This is a genomic window from Actinomycetospora sp. (assembly GCF_036497245.1).
GTDB lineage: Bacteria > Actinomycetota > Actinomycetes > Mycobacteriales > Pseudonocardiaceae > Actinomycetospora.
In genome coordinates, this window is sequence record NZ_DASXJS010000226.1 from 25,655 (window position 1) to 43,716 (window position 18,062).

General features: G+C 74.2%; 16 protein-coding genes. 10 read left to right on the plus strand and 6 right to left on the minus strand.

Going from position 1 to position 18,062, the window contains the following annotated elements; genetic code table 11:
• Positions 1 to 51 precede the first annotated feature (51 nt).
• The 6 genes from atpF (at position 52) to VGI02_RS23840 (ending at position 5,659) form a co-directional block, all read left to right on the plus strand.
• A complete protein-coding gene (atpF, locus tag VGI02_RS23815) occupies positions 52 to 540 on the plus strand; it encodes a F0F1 ATP synthase subunit B (RefSeq protein ID WP_331631541.1) in 489 nt (162 codons plus the stop codon).
• Positions 541 to 550: 10 nt separating this feature from the next.
• Positions 551 to 1,342 (plus strand): endonuclease NucS, encoded by a 792-nt coding sequence (gene nucS, locus VGI02_RS23820; RefSeq protein ID WP_331631543.1) that lies wholly within the window; start codon positions 551 to 553, stop codon positions 1,340 to 1,342.
• Between the two features lie 53 nt (positions 1,343 to 1,395).
• Positions 1,396 to 1,875 carry an HIT family protein gene (locus VGI02_RS23825; protein ID WP_331631545.1) on the plus strand — a complete coding sequence of 160 codons (480 nt, stop codon included), beginning with the start codon at positions 1,396 to 1,398 and terminating at the stop codon, positions 1,873 to 1,875.
• A 27-nt stretch (positions 1,876 to 1,902) separates the two neighbouring features.
• Entirely contained in the window at positions 1,903 to 3,438 is a 1,536-nt protein-coding gene (locus VGI02_RS23830; RefSeq protein ID WP_331631547.1) for an aldehyde dehydrogenase family protein, read from the plus strand.
• 121 nt (positions 3,439 to 3,559) lie between these two features.
• Positions 3,560 to 5,338 carry a 3-hydroxyacyl-CoA dehydrogenase family protein gene (locus VGI02_RS23835; protein ID WP_331631549.1) on the plus strand — a complete coding sequence of 593 codons (1,779 nt, stop codon included), beginning with the start codon at positions 3,560 to 3,562 and terminating at the stop codon, positions 5,336 to 5,338.
• 60 nt (positions 5,339 to 5,398) lie between these two features.
• Positions 5,399 to 5,659, plus strand: a complete 261-nt coding sequence (locus tag VGI02_RS23840) for an Rv1322 family protein (RefSeq protein WP_331631588.1) — start codon at positions 5,399 to 5,401, stop codon at positions 5,657 to 5,659.
• Positions 5,660 to 5,675: 16 nt separating this feature from the next.
• On the opposite strand, the gene VGI02_RS23845 is transcribed toward VGI02_RS23840, so the two are convergent.
• The 3 genes from VGI02_RS23845 to mce form a co-directional block, all read right to left on the minus strand.
• Positions 5,676 to 6,869, minus strand: coding sequence for a DivIVA domain-containing protein (locus tag VGI02_RS23845; protein ID WP_331631551.1), 1,194 nt, complete (start codon positions 6,867 to 6,869; stop codon positions 5,676 to 5,678).
• 197 nt (positions 6,870 to 7,066) lie between these two features.
• Positions 7,067 to 8,353 carry a crotonyl-CoA carboxylase/reductase gene (gene ccrA, locus VGI02_RS23850; protein ID WP_331631590.1) on the minus strand — a complete coding sequence of 429 codons (1,287 nt, stop codon included), beginning with the start codon at positions 8,351 to 8,353 and terminating at the stop codon, positions 7,067 to 7,069.
• A 124-nt stretch (positions 8,354 to 8,477) separates the two neighbouring features.
• Positions 8,478 to 8,930 carry a methylmalonyl-CoA epimerase gene (mce, locus tag VGI02_RS23855; RefSeq protein WP_331631553.1) on the minus strand — a complete coding sequence of 151 codons (453 nt, stop codon included), beginning with the start codon at positions 8,928 to 8,930 and terminating at the stop codon, positions 8,478 to 8,480.
• Positions 8,931 to 9,053: 123 nt separating this feature from the next.
• On the opposite strand from mce, the gene meaB reads away from it, so the two are divergent.
• Positions 9,054 to 10,025, plus strand: a complete 972-nt coding sequence (gene meaB / locus VGI02_RS23860; protein WP_331631555.1) for a methylmalonyl Co-A mutase-associated GTPase MeaB — start codon at positions 9,054 to 9,056, stop codon at positions 10,023 to 10,025.
• Between the two features lie 240 nt (positions 10,026 to 10,265).
• Here meaB and VGI02_RS23865 read toward each other — a convergent pair whose 3' ends face one another.
• Complete coding sequence (locus VGI02_RS23865) at positions 10,266 to 11,192, minus strand: M56 family metallopeptidase (protein WP_331631557.1); 927 nt, start codon at positions 11,190 to 11,192, stop codon at positions 10,266 to 10,268.
• Positions 11,193 to 11,224: 32 nt separating this feature from the next.
• The gene (locus VGI02_RS23870; RefSeq protein WP_331631559.1) at positions 11,225 to 11,599 is read right to left on the minus strand and encodes a BlaI/MecI/CopY family transcriptional regulator; all 375 of its coding nucleotides are present in this window, start codon (positions 11,597 to 11,599) and stop codon (positions 11,225 to 11,227) included.
• Positions 11,600 to 11,709: 110 nt separating this feature from the next.
• Between VGI02_RS23870 and VGI02_RS23875 the strand changes: the two genes are divergently transcribed.
• From VGI02_RS23875 to cydC, 3 genes are read left to right on the plus strand one after another with little or no spacing between them, the layout of a single operon-like run.
• A complete protein-coding gene (locus VGI02_RS23875) occupies positions 11,710 to 13,158 on the plus strand; it encodes a cytochrome ubiquinol oxidase subunit I (RefSeq protein WP_331631561.1) in 1,449 nt (482 codons plus the stop codon).
• A gap of 14 nt (positions 13,159 to 13,172) precedes the next feature.
• Complete coding sequence (gene cydB / locus VGI02_RS23880) at positions 13,173 to 14,174, plus strand: cytochrome d ubiquinol oxidase subunit II (RefSeq protein WP_331631562.1); 1,002 nt, start codon at positions 13,173 to 13,175, stop codon at positions 14,172 to 14,174.
• Entirely contained in the window at positions 14,171 to 17,527 is a 3,357-nt protein-coding gene (cydC, locus tag VGI02_RS23885) for a thiol reductant ABC exporter subunit CydC (RefSeq protein ID WP_331631564.1), read from the plus strand. The genes cydB and cydC overlap by 4 nt, the downstream gene beginning before the upstream one ends.
• Here the strand turns inward: cydC and VGI02_RS23890 are convergent.
• The gene (locus VGI02_RS23890; protein WP_331631566.1) at positions 17,520 to 18,023 is read right to left on the minus strand and encodes a MarR family winged helix-turn-helix transcriptional regulator; all 504 of its coding nucleotides are present in this window, start codon (positions 18,021 to 18,023) and stop codon (positions 17,520 to 17,522) included. The genes cydC and VGI02_RS23890 overlap by 8 nt on opposite strands.
• Positions 18,024 to 18,062: the final 39 nt, after the last annotated feature.

Consider the following 18,062-nt stretch of genomic DNA (forward strand, 5'->3'; position numbering starts at 1 on the left):
CCGCAAGCAGGGCGATACCGGTCACCGCGGAACGGGAGCACGGCAGAGCACATGGTTAGCACGATCCTCGCTGAGGTCTTCGCATTCCTGATCATCCTGTACGTGCTGTACCGCTACGTCCTCCCACCGCTGAAGTCGATGACCGACAAGCGGGCGCAGGAGATCGAGCAGCAGGTCGAGGACTCCCGCAAGGCGCGCGAGCGGCTGGACCAGGCCGAGGCCGCGTACCGCGAGGCCGTGGAGAACGCCCAGAACGACGCCGCGCGCATCCGTGACGACGCCCGGGCCGACGCGCAGCGCATCGCCGACGAGATGCGCCAGAAGGCCGAGGAAGAGATCGAGCGCCTGCGCCGCCGCGGCGAGGAGCAGCTCGAGAACGCCCGCTCCCAGGTCGTGCGCGAGCTGAAGACCGAGCTCGGGGGGCACTCCACCGAGCTCGCGGGCCGGCTGGTGCGCCAGGAGCTGCAGTCCGACCAGGCGAAGAAGGCCTCGGTCGACTCCTTCCTCGACGAGCTGAACCGGTCGGCGTCGCGGAACTGATCTCCGCCCCGTGCGACTCGTCATCGCCCGCTGCACGGTCGACTACGCGGGCCGCCTGACCGCGCACCTGCCCAGCGCGATCCGCCTCCTCCTGGTGAAGGCGGACGGCTCGGTGAGCGTCCACGCGGACGACCGGGCCTACAAGCCGCTGAACTGGATGAGCCCGCCCTGCTGGCTCACCGAGGAGTCCGGGGCGAGCGGAGCGACGGGGGACGCGCAAGGGGCGAGCGCAGCGACGGGGGACGTGCAAGGGGCGAGCGCAGCGACGGGGGACGTGCAAGGGGCGAGCGGAGCGACGGGGGACGCGCAGGACGATGCGCAGAGCGTGTGGACGGTCCGCAACAAGGCCGACGAGACGCTGACGATCACCCTCGAGGAGATCCAGCACGACTCGCAGCACGAGCTCGGCGTCGACCCCGGACTGGTGAAGGACGGCGTCGAGGCCCACCTCCAGGAACTGCTCGCCGAGCACGTGCACACGCTCGGGGACGGCTGGAGCCTCGTGCGGCGCGAGTACCCGACCGCGATCGGGCCGGTGGACCTGCTCTGCCGCGACGACTCGGGCAGCTCGGTCGCCGTCGAGATCAAGCGCCGCGGCGACATCGACGGCGTCGAGCAGCTCACCCGCTACCTCGAACTGCTCAACCGCGACCCGCTGCTCGCCCCGGTCGCGGGCATCTTCGCCGCACAGCAGATCAAGCCCCAGGCCCGGGTGCTCGCGACCGACCGCGGCATCCGCTGCGTCACGCTCGACTACGACGCGCTGCGCGGGATCGAGTCGGACGAGTTCCGGCTGTTCTGAGTGCCAGAAACGTCGCGTTGCAGACACTGGGTGTCCGAGAATCGTCGTTGATCATGCGCCTCCCCCCGATCCGCCGGACCCCCAAGCGGCGCGTCCTGCCCGCCGAGGTCGACGGCGAGTGCGTGTTCTGCCGGATCGTGGCGGGCACGGCCGAGCGGAGCCTGCTCGCCGAGGACGACGACGCCGTCGCGTTCCTCGACGTGCAGCCCGCGGTCACCGGCCATGCGCTCGTCGTCCCGCGCCGCCACGCCGTCGGGCTCGCCGACCTGACGCCTGCGGAGGGCGCGGCGGTGTGGGAGCTGGGCCGCCGGGTGGCCGCGGGTGCGCGTGCCGCGGGCCTCGCGGAGGCCGTGAACCTCTTCCTGGCCGACGGTGCCGCCGCGGGCCAGGAGGTGTGGCACGCCCATCTGCACGTGCTGCCCCGCACGCCCGGGGACGGCCTGCGGCTCGACGGAGCGTTCCGGCCGATGGAGCGGGGTGCCCTGGACGCGGTCGCGGAACGGTTGCGGGCGTCGCTCCCTCTCGCGAACTAGGTGTACCCACCGGTAACGTCCATCGGTATGACGACCACGGCACCGAAGCCCGCGAGCACCGGCCCCGCGGCTCCGTCGGACACCTTCGACTCCCTCGACCCGCGCGACGGCTCCGTCGTCGCCACCCACCCGCGACACACCTCGGAGCAGGTCGAGGCGGTCGTGGCCCGGGCGCGCGCCGCCGCGGGCTGGTGGGCCGACCTCGGCTTCGACGAGCGCCGCACGCGGCTCGCGGCCTGGCGCAAGCTGCTCATCACGCGCACCGACGAGCTCGCCGCCCTGGTCAGCCACGAGACGGGCAAGCCGCTCGACGACGCCCGGATCGAGGTCGTCCTCGTCATCGACCACCTGCACTGGGCCGGTAAGCACGCCAAGGCCGCACTGGGCCGCAGGCGGGCCGAGGCGGGCGCGCTCATGGTCAACCACACCGCGACCGTCGAGTACCGGCCGCTGGGCGTCATCGGTGTGCTCGGGCCCTGGAACTACCCGGTCTTCACGCCGATGGGCTCGATCGTCTACGCGCTCGCCGCGGGCAACGCGATCGTCTTCAAGCCCTCCGAGCTGACGCCGACCGTCGGGCGCTGGCTCGTCGACACCTTCGCCGAGGTGCTGCGCCGGACCGACCCGGGCTGGGACGACGCGGGCCACGTGTTCGGCCTCGTCACGGGCGAGGGGGAGACCGGCGCCGCGCTGTGCCGCGCGGGCGTGGACAAGGTCGCGTTCACCGGCTCGACCGCCACGGCGAAGAAGGTCATGGCGACGTGCGCCGAGTCGCTCACCCCGGTCCTCGTCGAGTGCGGGGGCAAGGACGCCCTGCTCGTGGACCACGATGCGGACCTCGACGACGCCGCGGCCGCCGCGGTGTGGGGCGCGATGTCCAACGCAGGCCAGACCTGTGTCGGGGTGGAGCGGGTCTACGTCGTCGACTCGGTGGCCGAGGCCTTCCTCGACAAGGTGGCCCAGCGGGCGGCGACGGTGCGCCCGGGCGGCGAGCCACGCTCGGTCTACGGCCCGATCACCATGCCGAGCCAGTTGGGGATCATCTCCGCCCAGATCGACGACGCCCTCGCCCGCGGCGGACGGGCCGTCGTCGGGGGACCCGGCTCGGTGCGCCCCCCGTACGTCGACCCCGTGGTGCTCGCCGACGTCCCCGAGGACTCGACGGCGGTCACCGACGAGACGTTCGGCCCGACGGTCGTCGTCAACCGCGTCCGCGACATCGACGAGGCGGTGGAGCGCGCCAACGCCTCCCGCTACGGGCTCGGCGGCTCGGTGTTCGCCAAGCGGCGGGGCTACGAGATCGCCCGGCGGATGCGCTGCGGGATGGTCTCGGTCAACGGTGTCATCGCGTTCGCCGCCATGCCCTCGCTGCCCTTCGGCGGCGTCGGCGACTCCGGGTTCGGACGCATCCACGGCCGCGACGGTCTCCGGGAGTTCACCCGTCCCCTCGCGGTCTCCGAGCGCCGGTTCAAGAGCATCAACGTCATGACGTTCGAGCGGCCCGGCTGGGTCGTGAAGGCCATGACGGTGCTGGCGGGTCTGATCTACCGACGGAACCGGTAAAGCTGCCCGGAGGGGTGCATCACGGGGCCGGGTCGAGGGGTACGGCCGGTCGGACCCGCATGACAGGATCGCCCGAATCAGGTCCCCTCAGGACCTGGGTGTCGACGAAGGGACTGTGGACGTGGCTCGCGAGTTCGCCCGGGTGGGTGTTGTCGGTCTGGGCACGATGGGTGCGGGCATCGTCGAGGTGTTCGCCCGCGCGGGCGTCGAGGTCGTCGCGGTGGAGGTGGACCAGACCGCGGCAGCCCACGGCAAGGAGCACATCGACTCCTCCACGTCCCGGGCGGTGTCGCGCGGCAAGCTCGCCGAGGACGACCGCGCCGCGCTGCTCGAGCGCGTGCGGGTCTCGACGGACCTGGCCGACCTCGCGGACGTCGACCTCGTCGTCGAGGCCGTGCCCGAGCGCATGGAGCTCAAGGCCGCCGTCTTCACGGCCCTCGACAAGGTCTGCGGACCCGACACGATCTTCGCGTCGAACACCTCGTCGCTCTCGATCACCGAGCTGTCGGTGCGCACCGAGCGCCCCAGCCGGGTCGTCGGGATGCACTTCTTCAACCCGGCCCCGGTCCAGGCACTGGTCGAGCTGGTGCGCACCGTCGTCACCGAGCCCACCGTCGTCGAGGACGTCCGGGCCCTCGCCGAGCGCCTCGGCAAGTCGCCGGTGGTCTGCGGCGACCGCGCGGGCTTCATCGCCAACCAGCTGCTGTTCACGTACCTCAACCAGGCCGTGGGCATGTTCGAGTCGCACTACGCCGGCCGCGAGGACCTCGACGCCGCGATGAAGTACGGCTGCGGCTACCCGATGGGCCCGCTGGCGCTCATGGACCTCATCGGCCTGGACACGGCCTACGAGATCCTCGAGGAGATGTACCGGCAGTCGCGCAACCAGCGTCACGCGCCCGCCCCGATCCTCAAGCAGATGATCACGGCGGGTCTGCTCGGCCGGAAGACCGGGCGCGGCTTCTACACCTACGCCGAGCCGGGTTCCTCCGAGGTCGTGGCCGACGGCCTCACCCCGCCCCCGCCCGGGTCCGACGACGCGGCGCTGCGCCCGATCAGCCGCGTCGGCGTGGTCGGCACCGGCACCATGGCCACCGGCATCGCCGAGGTCTTCGCCAAGGCCGGATACGACGTCGTCGTGCGCGGCCGCTCGGAGTCCAAGGGCGACGGCGCCGTCGCGGCCGTGCGCAAGTCGCTCGAGAAGGCCGTCGTCAAGGGCAAGCTCTCCGAACAGGCCCGGGACGAGACGCTCGGGCACATCTCGACGACGGTGGACTTCTCCGGCCTGGCCGAGTGCGACCTCGTCGTCGAGGCCATCGCCGAGGATCTCGGGGTCAAGCAGGCCGCGTTCTCGGCCCTCGACGAGGTCTGCAAGCCCGGCACGATCCTCGCGACGACGACCTCGTCGCTGCCGGTCGTGGAGTGTGCCGCCGCGACCTCGCGCCCCGCGGACGTCGTCGGCATGCACTTCTTCAACCCGGCCTCGGTCATGAAGCTGGTCGAGATCGTCAGCCCGATCACCACGGCGCCGGAGGTCACGGCCACCGTCCGGGACGTCTGCTCGCGGATCAAGAAGAACCCGGTGCTCTGCGGGGACCGCGCGGGCTTCATCGTCAACGCGCTGCTCTTCCCCTACCTCAACGACTCGGTGTCGATGCTCGAGGCGCACTACGCCACCGTCGACGACATCGACTCGGCCATGAAGAACGGCTGCGGTCTGCCCATGGGACCGTTCGCGCTGCTCGACGTGGTGGGCCTGGACGTCTCGCTCGCGATCGAGCGCTCGCTCTACCAGGAGTTCCGGGTGCCGGGCTTCGCCGCCGCCCCGCTCCTGGAGCACCTGGTCACGGCCGGGCGGCTCGGGCGCAAGACCGGCCACGGGTTCAGGGACTACAGCTGACGCCTGGTGAGCGGATGTCGCCGTCGCGGCGACGACACCCGCTCACCCGGGCTGCGCCTCATGGCACGCCGCAACCGACGGGCAGCGGGCGGGGAACCCCGCCCGCTGTTCGGCGGTGCCCTGTCCTACGTCGAGCGGGCCGGCCGCCGGTGGGCGGTGCGCTCGATCAGCGGGTCGGCGGCGACGAAGACCTACCGCTGCCCGGGCTGCGACCACGAGATCCGACCCGGCACGTCGCACGTCGTGGTGTGGCCGACGGACGGCCCCGGCGGCGGGGGCGACGAGCGGCGCCACTGGCACAGCGGCTGCTGGCGCCGGTGACACGCCCGAGCCGGCCTCAGGAGGACGAGGCGGCCGCGCTGCGGGTGTCGTAGGAGCCGCGGGCGCCGCCTGCGGGCTGGTCGTAGTCGTCGTCGGGGTGGCCGCCGTTCTGGTGACCGCCCTGCTGGTGGCCACCGTCCCGGTAGCGGCCGTCCGGCTCGGTGTCCCGGGTCGACTCCGGCCCGGTGTCCCGGGTCGCCGGGCCCGGGGCGTGCACCGGGCGCGTCTCGTCGGACGAGTCCTCGGGGAAGGAGTCCAGGCCGGGCAGCCCGGCGAGCGACTCGCGCAGCGTGGCCAGCTGGTCGGTCACCCGGGTGCGCAGGCGGCGGGTCTCGGCCACCTCGGCGTCGGCCTCGCTGAGCCGTCGGTGGGACTCGTCGGCGGCCTCGCGCAGCTGGGTCTCCGCCCGGGAGCGGGCGTCGGCCTCGCTGCGGGCGAGTACGCGCATGGACTCCGTGCGCCGCGAGGCCATCGCGATCTCGAAGTCCTCCTCGATCTGGACCCGCCGGGCCCGGGACTCCTCGTCCAGGTGGCGGCGCTCGGCCTCCGCCTCGGAACGGACGCGGACGGCCTCGGCGCGCGCGGACTCCATCAGCGTGTGGTGCTCGGCCTCCATCTCGGCGCGCCTGCGCTCGTTGTCCTCGACCCCGGAGTCGTACCGGGTGCGGACCTGGGCGGCCTCGGCCTGAGCGGCCTCGTGCATCTCCTGAGCCTGGCGGCGGGCCTCCTCGAGCATGCCGCGGGCCTGCTCGTCGGCCTCGGCGACGGTCCGGTGCGCGTGCTCGTCGGCCTGCTCGACGGTGCGGCGCCCGTGCTCGTCGGCCTGCTCGACGGTGCGGCGGGCGCGCTCGTCGGCCTCCTCACGGGTGCGGCGGGCGGCCTGCTCGGCGCTGGAGCGCATCTCCCGGGCCTCGTCCTGCGCGAGCCGGAGCATCCGCTGCAGGCGCTCGGAGAGGCCCTCCATGGAGTCCGGGGGCGCGGCCAGCCGGTCGATCTGCGCGCGGAGCTCCTCCACGTGGGACCGCGTCCGGTCGAGCGCGCGGGCGAGCTCCGAGGCCTGGGCCACGGCCGCGTCCCGGTCCGCGGTGAGGATGCGCAGGTCGGCCTCGACGCGGTCGAGGTGCTCCTCGACCTGGCCACGGTCGTACCCGCGGCGGACCACGTCGAACCCGGTGCCCAGAGGCAGCAGGTCACGCTCTCCCGACGGCATCGGCCCAGGTTACTAGGGCTGTGTGCGACACGGCCACGGACGGGTGACGGACACGCCGTCGGCGGACCGATCGCTCCCGGTCACGCCGGTGGTGAGTCCGCTCACCCGCCGTCGAGAACCCCACGGACGACGAACGGCCCGCCGGTCACTGACGCGAGTGACCGACGAGCCGTCCGTGACGTCGGGGAGGACGCGGGCTACTCGCCGCGGAAGCGGTTGATCTCCTGGAGGTACCGCTGGCGCAGCTCCGGGTTGGTCACGCCGAGGCCCTCCTCCGGGGCGAGGCACAGCACCCCGACCTTGCCCTGGTGGCTGTTGTGGTGGACGTCGTTGGCCGCCTCACCGGTCTCCTCGAGCGCGTAGGTCTTCGAGACCGTGGGGTGGATCTTCCCCTGGGCCACCAGGCGGTTCGCCAGGTAGGCCTCCTTGTAGTTCGCGAAGTGCGAGCCGATGATCCGCTTGAGGTTCATCCACAGGTAGCGGTTGTCGTACTGGTGCATGAACCCCGACGTCGAGGCGCAGGTGACGATCGTGCCGCCGCGCTTGGCGACGTAGACCGAGGCGCCGAACGTCTCGCGGCCCGGGTGCTCGAAGACGATGTCGGGGTCGTCGCCGCCGGTCAGCTCACGGATCTTCGAGCCGAACCGCTTCCACTCGCGCGGGTCCTGGGTCTCGGGGTCGGACCAGAACTTGTAGCCCTCGGCGGAGCGGTCGATGATCAGCTCGGCGCCCATCTTGCGGCAGAGCTCGGCCTTCTCCGGCGAGGAGACCACGCAGACCGGCGTGGCGCCGCCGTTGAGCGCGAACTGGGTGGCGTAGGAGCCCAGCCCACCCGAGGCGCCCCAGATGAGCACGACGTCGCCCTGGGTCATGTTCGCGCCGTTGTGGCTCACGAGCTGGCGGTAGGCCGTCGAGTTCACGAGCCCCGGGGAAGCCGCCTCCTCCCAGGTGAGGTGCTCCGGCTTGGGCATGAGCTGGTTGGTCTTGACCAGCGCCATGTCGGCCAGGCCGCCGAAGTTGGTCTCGAAGCCCCAGATGCGCTGCTCGGGGTCCATCATCGTGTCGTCGTGCCCGTCGGGGCTCTCCAGCTCCACCGAGAGGCAGTGCGCCACGACCTTGTCGCCCGGCTTCCACATCTGGACGCCCGCGCCGACCCGGACGACGACGCCGGACAGGTCCGAGCCCACCACGTGGTAGGGCAGGTCGTGGCGCTTCGCGAGCTCGGAGATACGCCCGTAGCGCTTGAGGAAGCCGAACGTGGACACCGGTTCGAAGATCGATGTCCACACGGTGTTGTAGTTGATGGCGCTCGCCATCACGGCCACGATGGCCTCGCCCGCGGCCGGCTCGGGGGTCGGCACCTCGTCGAGGTGCAGCGACTTGCGGGGATCCTTCTCCTTCGAGGACATCCCGGCGAACATCTCGGCCTCGTCGGCGTGGACCGTGATGCCCCGATAGGACTCGGGGACGGTGAGGCCCGGCATGGCGGACGTCTCGTCGGCGAGGATGGCGTCGCGGATCTCGTGCACGGTCAGAAGCCTCCGTGGGTGTCGGTTCGCCTGAAGGCTACCGACGGGTAGGTCGAGCGGAAGAGGTGGCTGCGACGGGTCAGTGGCCGGTGGCCGCGGGCTGGACCAGTTCGACGAGCACGCCACCGGCGTCCTTGGGGTGGACGAAGTTCACGCGCGAGTCGGCGGTACCGCGGCGTGCGTCCTCGTAGAGCAGGCGCACGCCCTTCTCGCGCAACGCCGTCGCCGCGGCCTCCACGTCGGTGACCCGGTAGGCGACCTGCTGCAGGCCGGGGCCGTTGCGGTCGATGAACTTCGCGATGGTCGAGGACTCGTGCAGCGGGGCGAGCAGCTGGACCGCGGTCCCGGACGGGTCGTCCGGCGCGTGCAGCATCGCCTCCCGGACGCCCTGGTCCTCGTTGGTCTCGGTGTGGGTGGCCTCGAGCCCGAGCGTCTGCGCGTACCAGTCGATGGCCGCGTCGAGGTCGGGAACGGCGATCCCGACGTGGTCCACGGCCACGATGCCGACGCTCACGTCCACCAGTGCAGTCATGCTTGGGAATGTAAGCGACTGAATCGAGAAGTACAGCAGGTGACGGCCACCACCCCGACCTCCCATCGGGTGACCCCCTCCGACCGGTCCGGGGGTCGGGGCCGGGATGCCAGGATCGGCGGAATGGCAGCCCTGCGCACGGATCTCGACGACCTCGTCGCGCGCGCCCGGGACGGGTCCCCCCGCGCCGTGGCGCAGCTGATCTCCCTGGTGGAGGACGCGGGTCCACTCGTCCGCGACCTCGCGGCCGCCCTCGCTCCCCACAGCGGCCACGCGGTCGTCGTCGGGCTCACCGGGTCGCCGGGGGTCGGGAAGTCGACGACGACGTCCGCGCTCGTCAGCGCCCTGCGCGCGGACGACCGTCGCGTGGGCGTGCTCGCCGTCGATCCCAGCTCGCCCTTCTCCGGGGGCGCTTTGCTCGGTGACCGGGTCCGGATGAGCGAGCACGCCACCGACCCCGGCGTGTTCATCCGCTCGATGGCCACCCGCGGCCACCTCGGCGGGCTCACGGCCGCGGCACCGCAGGCGCTGCGCGTGCTCGACGCGGCCGGATGCGACGTCGTGCTCGTGGAGACCGTGGGGGTCGGGCAGTCCGAGATCGAGGTCGTCGCGCTCGCCGACACCACCGTGGTGCTGCTCGCGCCGGGGATGGGCGACGGCATCCAGGCGGCGAAGGCGGGCGTGCTGGAGATCGCCGACATCTTCTGCGTCAACAAGGCCGACCGTGAGGGGGCCGACGCCACGGTGCGCGAGGTGCAGAACGCGATGGCCATGGCGCGCCGCGAGAGCGGGCCCGGGTGGCGGACGCCGGTGGTGCGCACGGTCGCCTCAGCAGGTCAGGGCGTCGACGACCTGCTGGCCGCGATCGACTCCCACCGCGACTGGATGGTCTCCCAGGGCCGGGCCGACGAGGGCAGGCGGCGCCGGGCCCGGGCCGAGATCGAGGCGATCGCGCTCGCCGACCTGCGCGCGCAGCTCCGGGCGGTGTCCGGGTCGGCGGCCCTGGACGCCCTCGCCGGCGAGGTGGCGGGCGGCGGGCTCGATCCGTTCGCCGCCGCGGACCGGCTGCGGGAGGCCGCTGTCGACGAGAGTTGACTCATCGCGTGTCGTTGCGGCGATGACGATAGGTGAGTGGGTAGCGTCGACACCCGGTGAGGGGGGTCGGCGATGATGTGCTGGTGGGTGGTCGGGGCGCTGGCGCTCCTGCAGGGGGTCGGTCTCGCCGGCCGGGTCCGACGCCGCAGTCGGGATCGCGGCGCGCACCGCGGGCGCGGGAACGGCGCCATGCGGAACTGGCCGGGGGACCGGCCGGACCGGGATTCCTGAGCGGGAGCCCTAGTGGACGCCGACCGTCGGCAGGGCGTCGACGAGCCAGGGGATGACGATGGTGACGGTCGGGACGACGACGAGGGCGACGGCGGCGAGGTAGGTCCCGACGGAGAGGGCCCGCCCGCCCTGCACGTGGGCGCGGATGCGGTCGCGTCGGAGCAGGACATCGTCGTGCTCGCTACCCGCTCGCGCGCGCGAGGCGAAGGCGTCGAGCGCCCCGGCCATCGCGTCGTCGCCGTGGCGGCGCCGCCCGGCGTCGTCGGCGAGCATCTCGAGCAGCAGGGCCACCGCGTCCCGGGCCTCGCGGCTGCGGGCCACGACGGGGAAGGCCTGGTGCAGGGCGGTGAAGCCCTCGCGGACCAGGTCGTGGCGGGCGTCGAGGTGGGCCTGCTCGTGGGAGATGACCGCGCTGAGCTCCTCGGCGTGCAGCGCGTCCAGCGCCGCCCCGGTGACAACGACGCGCCCCTCGCGCCCGACGCGGCCCGGCACGCAGTAGGCGAAGGGCACGGCGCCGTCGAGCACCCGCAGCACGGTGCCCGCCCGCAGCGAGCCGACGGCGTCGTTCTCCTCGGCGCGCGCGATCAGGTCGACCATGTCCCGGTGGCGGGTGCGACGCATCCGGGTCCGCACGGCGAGCAGGACCAGCACGCCCAGCAGGCGCGCGACGATGAGCCCCGCGAGCACCGCGGCCACCCCGACGGCGATCACCAGCGGGAGCCCGGTGCGTTCCTGGGGGTGGGTGAGGACGCGCAGCAGGGCCTCGGGGGCGGCGAGGGCACTGCCGACCGCGGCGAGCACGGCGGCCACCGCGACGGCCTGCCAGAGGACGATCGCGGCCCGCGGGACGGCACGGGGCCACCGGGCGCGCGCGAGCAGGGCAGGCACGGGCCCGGCGAGCACGAGGGCGAGCCCCGTCAACCACACCGACGCCATGACAGGTCAGTGTGGCGGGCTGGTGGCCCTTCTCACGAGTCGGGTGATCGCGGCATTCCGTGCGGCGGGGTGTCCAGCGCCCGGCGCAGCGCGTCGGCCTCCTCGGGGCCGACGCGGTCGACGAACGCCACCAGGGCCGCCGTGCGGTCCCCGCCGACGTCCCCGAGCGCGTCGAGCATGACCTCGGCGGCCATCTGTCCACGGCTCGAGGCGGCGGCGTAGCGGTAGGCCTTGCCGTCGCGCTCCTGGCGGACCAGGCCCTTCTTGGCCAGCCGCCCCAGCACCGTCATCACGGTGGTGTAGGCGAGCTCGCGTTCCAACCGATCGTGCACGTCCCGCACGGTGAGCGACCCATCGGCCGACCACAGCTGGGCCATGACGGCGCGTTCGAGCTCTCCGAGGGCCACAGTGGTGAGTGTACCCAGCGACACCGTGTGTCAACGACCAATGTCGTACTACGCTTCGTCGTAGGTACTACGAAGTGTCGTAGATCCTTCCGCGCGAAGGGAGTCGCGTCGTGACCGCACTGGAGCTCTCACGACTGCAGTTCGCGGTCGTCACCGTCTACCACTATCTGTTCGTCCCCCTGTCGATCTCGCTCTCGGCGCTCACGGCAGGCCTGCAGACCGTGTGGTGGCGGACCGGTGACCCGCGCCACGGGCGGGCCACGATGCTCGTCGGGAAGCTGCTGATGGCGACCTTCGCCGTCGGGGTCGTCACGGGTCTGGTCCAGGAGTTCCAGTTCGGGCTCTCCTGGTCGGCGTTCGCGCAGTACTACGGCGACGTCTTCGGGCCCACGCTCGCGATCGAGGGGATGCTCGCGTTCTTCCTCGAGGCGACCTTCCTCGGACTGTGGTGGTTCGGCCGGGACCGGCTGCGCCCGGGGCTGCACCTCGCGACGATCTGGGTGGTCGCGATCGGCACGCTGATCTCGGCGTACGTGATCCTCGCGGCCAACGCGTTCATGCAGCACCCGGTCGGCGTGACCCTCGACCCGACGACGGGACGGGCCCGGCTGGGCAGCTTCGGCGCGCTGATGAGCAACGAGGTCGTGGTCGCGGCGTTCCCGCACACCATCGCCGGGGCGTTCATGGCCGGCGGGGCGCTGCTGCTGGCCCTCGGGGTGTGGCGGCGCTGGGGGAGGGCCACGTCCTCGCCCGCCGACGACGCGCCCACCTGGCGGCTGCTCGCCCGGGTCGGGGCGTGGACCACGCTGGCCGGCGGCGTCGCCGTCGCGCTCACCGGCGACCTGCTCGGCAAGGTCATGACCGAGGTCCAGCCGATGAAGATGGCCGCGGCCGAGGCGCTCTACGAGACGACCGACCACGCGCCGTTCTCGCTGTTCGCCGTCCAGCTGCCCGGCCAGGAGCAGCCGTGGTCGCTCGACGTCCCGTGGCTGCTGAGCTTCCTGGCCACCGGTGACCCGACCGCGACCGTCCAGGGCATCGACGACCTGCAGGCGCAGTACGCGACGCAGTTCGGCGCGGGGAACTACACGCCCTGGATCCCGGTCGCCTACTGGACCTTCCGCCTGATGATCGGGTTCGGGGTACTGGCGACGGTCGTCGCGGCCTGGCTTCTCTGGCGCACCCGGCGGGGCCGGGACCTGGAGCCGACCGGGCGCGGCTGGTTCCCGTTCGCCGACCGGTGGCTGATGCGCTTCCTCCCGGTGATCCCGGCGCTCCCCGCGGCCGCCGCGACGTTCGGGTGGCTGTTCACCGAGACCGCGCGCCAGCCGTGGCTGGTCTTCGGGCTCTTCCGCACCACCGACGGCGTCTCGCCCACGCTCACGCCCCTCGAGCTCTGGGCCTCGCTCGCCGGGTTCGCGCTGGTCTACGGGGTGCTCGCCGTGGTCTGGGTGCGGCTGGTCCTGCACGTCTCCCGCGGCGACCTCGTCGACCTGCACCCGCAGCCCGACGGCGCGCCGAACGGCCCGGACGACGCCCTGCTCGAGCCCAGCTACTGACACGGAGGCCGGTCATGGATCTCGCGATTCTCTGGTTCGCCCTCGTCGTCCTGTGCTGGGTGCTGTTCGCCGTCCTCGAGGGGTTCGACTTCGGCGTCGGGATGCTCGCCGGGATCGTCGGCCGCGACGAGCACGAGCGCGGCGCCGCCGTGCGGACGGTCGGCCCCGTCTGGGACGGCAACGAGGTGTGGTTGGTCGCCGCGATCGGCGTGACGTTCGCGGCCTTCCCCGACTGGTACGCGGCGCTGCTCTCGGGGCTCTACCTGCCGCTCGTGCTCGTGCTGCTCGCCCTCGCGGCGCGCGGCGTCGCCCTGGAGTTCCGCGGCAAGGTAGACACCGCCCAGTGGCGGCGCCGCTGCGACGTCGCGCTCGGCGTCTCGTCGCTGGTCTGTGCGGCGGGGTTCGGCGCGGTCATCGGGGTGGCGACGACGGGTCTCGCGCTCGGCCCCGGCGGGGCGGTCGCCTCCGGCGGCGGGGCGGGCGGGGCACTGGCCCGCTCGCTGTCCCCGCTGGCGTCCTGGCCCGCGGCGGCCGGCGCGCTGCTCGGGGTGCTCGCGGCGCTGCTGCAGGGCGCGGCCTTCCTGGGGCTGCGTACGACCGGTCCGGTGCGGGTCCGGGCCCGCCGGGTCGCCCTCGCGACGGCGGGCGTGACGGCCGTCGTCGTGGCGGTCCTGGCCGGGGTCGCCGCCCCGGTCGCGGCGCCCGTCGCGCTGCTCGCCGTCGTCGCCGGGGTCGCCGCGGCGCTCCGCCGGGAGGCGACGGCGTTCGCGGCGGCCTCGGTGGCGCTGCTGGCCGGTGTCGTCGCGGCGTTCGTCGCCCACGTCCCGGTGGTGCTGCCCTCGACGCTCGACCCGGCGTACTCGCTGACGATCGCCGGCGCGGCCGCGTCCCCGACGGCGCTGCAGGTCATCACGATCGGCGGGGTGATCATCCTGCCCGGGGTGATCGCGTACCAGGCCTTCTCGTACTGGGTGTTCCGGCGCCGCGTGGCCAGCGGGCGGGAGGTGTCGGCGTGAGTACGGGAGACGCAGCCCAGCGGAGCTCGACCACTGGAGGCGGAGGCGCAGCGGAGCGGAGCTCGACCGGTCCGCGGGGCCCCGTCGACGTGCGCCTGCTGCGGCTCGCGCGCCCCGCGCTACCGGGGGTGGCGGCCCAGGTCGTGCTCGGGACCCTCGGCGCGCTGGCGGACGCGGCGGCGCTGGTGGCGGCCGGGCTGCTGGTGGCCGGCCTGGTCGGGGGCACGGCGGTCGCCGGCACGGCGGTCGGCGGGACGACGGTCGCCGGTGTCACCACCCCGATCGCGGCGCTGGCCGCGGCCCTCGTCGTGCGGGCGCTCGTCGCGGTGGTCGCGCCGCGCGTGGCGGCCGGGACCGCGGGGCGCGTCGTCGAACCGCTGCGCGAGCGCCTGCTCGACGCGCGGGATCCCGACGCCGAGCGCCGTGACCCGGGCGGGCGGCTGCGGCGCGAGCTGGCCTCGGGCGGGATCGACGACCTGCGCGCGTGGTTCACCGCCTACCTCCCGGCGCTGGTGCTCGCGGTGGTGCTGCCGCCGCTGGTGCTGGTCGGGCTGCTGGTGGTCGATCCGTCGTCGGCGCTGGTCGTGCTGCTGACCCTGCCGCTGCTGCCGGTGTTCGCGGCGCTGGTCGGGTGGGCGACCCGGGCCCGCGCGGCCCGGCAGTGGGCGGCGGGCGAGCGACTGGCGGGCCACGTGCTCGACGTCGTCACCGGGCTGGCGACCCTGCGGGTGTTCGGCCGCGCGCGCCGTCAGGTCGACGAGGTGGCCCGGATCGGGGAGGCGCACCGGCGGGCCACCGGGTCGGTGCTGCGCACGGCGTTCCTGTCGACGACCGCGCTGGACCTGGTGGCGACGGTGTCGGTGGGCCTGGTCGCGGTGTCGGCCGGGCTGCGGGTGGTCGACGGCTCGCTGGGGCTCGGCCCCGCGCTCGTCGCGATCCTGCTCGCCCCGGAGGCCTACCGGCCGATCCGCGAGGTCGGGGCGCGGTTCCACGACACGGCCCGGGTCGCCGCGATCATGGACGGGATCCAGGTGAGCGGAATCGGTCGCCAGGACGACGACATCCGCTCACCCGGCGTCCGCGCGTCCGGTGTCCGCGTGCGCTACCCCGGGCGGCGCGGGGACGCGCTGCGCCTCGACCGCCTCGACGTCGCGCCCGGCGAGATGGTGGCGCTCGCCGGGGAGTCCGGCGCGGGCAAGACCACGCTGCTGCGGGTCCTGTCCGGTGCCGTCCGCGCGGACGCCGGCAGCGCCGCCGTCGGGGACCCGCTGTTCCTGCTCCCGCAGCGCCCGACGCTGCCGCACGCCCGGACCGTCGCCGCGGCGCTCTCGGACCGCGCCACGCCCCGCGCCCGGATGCTCGGTGTCCTGCACGCGCTCGACCTGCCGCTCGACCCGGACGACGCCCTCGCCGACGAGGGCACCTCGCTCAGCGCGGGCCAGCGCGAACGACTGGCGCTCGCCCGCGTCCTGCTCGCACTCGAGGACCACCCCGGCGCGACGGTGCTCCTCGACGAGCCCACCGCCCACCTCGACCCCGCCACCGAAGCCCGGGTGCTCCAACTGCTGCGCGCCGCCGCCGAGCGGGGTGCCGCCGTCCTGCTCGTCGCGCACCGCCCGGCCGCGCTGGCCGCGGCGGAGCGGGTCGTCACGCTCGCGCGCCCGCCCGCCGAGGTGGCCGACGGGCGTCGTCGAGCGGTCCCGGTGGCCGGCGATGCGCTCCGGCCGCCACCGGAACGCGCCGAGCGACGGGGCACGACGGCGGGCGGGGTCGCCCTCGGCGCCGCGGCGGTGCTCGCCGGCCTGCTGCTCACCGCCGCGTCGACGTGGCTCATCGTCCGCGCCGACGCCCGCCCGCCGGTGCTCACGCTCTCGATCGCCGTCGTGCTCGTGCGCGCCGCGGCGGTGCTGCGCCCGCTGCTGCGCCACCTCGAGCGGCTCGTGGTGCACGACGGCGCGCTCGCCCGGGTCGCGGGCTGGCGGCGCGCGCTGGTCGCCGTGCTCGCCGACCGGGTCCCGGGGGCGGTCGCGGGCCGCCGGGGCGAGCTGCTCGCCCGCGCGGTCGAGGACGTCGACACCCGGATCGACGGCCTGGTCCGCGGGCGGCAGCCGCTGCTGGTGGGTGCCGTCGTCCTGCCGGTCGTGCTGCTGGTGGCCTGGGCCGCGGTCCCGACGACGGTGCCCGCGCTGGCTGTCGGCCTCGGGCTGGCCGCCGTCGTCGTGCCCGCCCTCGCGGCCCACGGCGCCCGTCGCGACGGCCGTGCGCTCGACGCGGCGGGCGAGCGGTTGCGGGCGGCGGTCGTCGAGACCGTGGCCGCGCGGGAGGAGCTCGCCGCCCGCGACCGCGACGTGGTGCTCGCCGTCCCCCGCGCCCGCGCCGCCGAGCTGGACACGGCCCGCAGGCGCGCGGCAGGGCGCGAGGGGTGGCTCGACGGCGCCGCCCACCTGGGCCTCGCCGCCGCGACCCTCGGGGCCGCGCTCGCCGCCGTCGCGCTCGTCCCGGGGGCGTCGCCCGAGCTCGTCGGGATCGTCGTCCTCCTGCCGACCGCGCTGGCCGGGACGGTCCTCGCCCTGCCCGGCGCGGCGCGGGCCGTGGTGCGCGGCGGCGCGGCGCGGCGGCGGCTCGCGGCGCTCGGGACGACGCCCGTGCCCGCCGTCGAACCGGCCCGTCCACGCCCGCTGCCCGCCGGCAACGACCTGCGGATCCGGGGGCTCACGGCCGGCTGGGCGACCACCACGGTCGTGAACGGGATCGACCTGGACCTGCCCGCCGGGGCGCGGGTCGCGGTGACCGGGGCGTCGGGGTCGGGCAAGTCGACCCTCGCGGCGGTGCTCCTGCGCCTGCTCGACCCGGCCGCGGGCACCGTCGCCCTCGGCGGGATCCCGATCGCCGGGCTCGCCGGTGACGACGTCCGGCGCCGCGTCGGCCTGCTCGGCGACGCCGACCACGTCTTCACCGCGAGCGTCCGCGCGAACCTGCTGCTCGCCGCGCCCGACGCCGACGACGACCGGCTGCTGGCCGCCCTGCGCCGGGTCCGGCTCGGCGCCTGGGTCGCGGGGCTCGCGGAGGGTCTGGACACCGTCGTCGGCCCCGACAGCATCTCCGGGGGCGAACGGCGCCGCCTGGCCGCGGCGCGTCTCGTGCTCACCGACCCGGCCGTCGTCGTGCTCGACGAGCCCACCGAGGGCCTCGACGCGCAGACCGCCGAGGCGCTCATGGCGGACCTGCTGGACACCCGCGCGACGGTGCTGCTGCTGACCCACCGGCGGGAGGGTCTCGACCGGATGGATCAGGTGCTCGAGCTCGCCGACGGCCGGCTCGCCGAGCCGGCGGGCGCGGTCGCCGTCAGGTGAAGTCGCCCGCCGCCTGCCGGACCTTCGCGAGCAGCGACGTCAGCGACGCGACCTCGTCCTCGGAGAGTCCGACGAGCCCGAAGTCGATCGCCATCACCGACGCGGTCGCCTCCTCGCCGCGGCGGCGGCCCGCGTCGGTGATCTCGACGAGGGTGGTGCGCTTGTCGGTCGGGTGCGGGACGCGGCGCACCAGCTCGGCCGCCTCGAGACGGTCGACGATGTTGGTGATCGACGTCGGGTGCAGCTGCAGCCGCTGACCCATGAGGCTCATCGGGAGCGCGCCCGCCTTCGAGAAGCGCAGCAGGACCAGCGCCTCGTAGCGGGCGAAGGTCAGCTCGTGGGGGCGCAGTGCGGTGTCGACGGCCTGCTGAAGGATCTGCTGGACCCGGAACACGCTGGTCACGGCAGCCATCGAGTTCGACTCGCCGATCCTGGTCGACCAGATCTGCGCAGCCCGGTCGATCGGGTCGAACGGCAGTGGATCTGACGCGGGCATCAGGGCCGGAATCTAGCAGCGACCGGTGGCAGGCTGGGG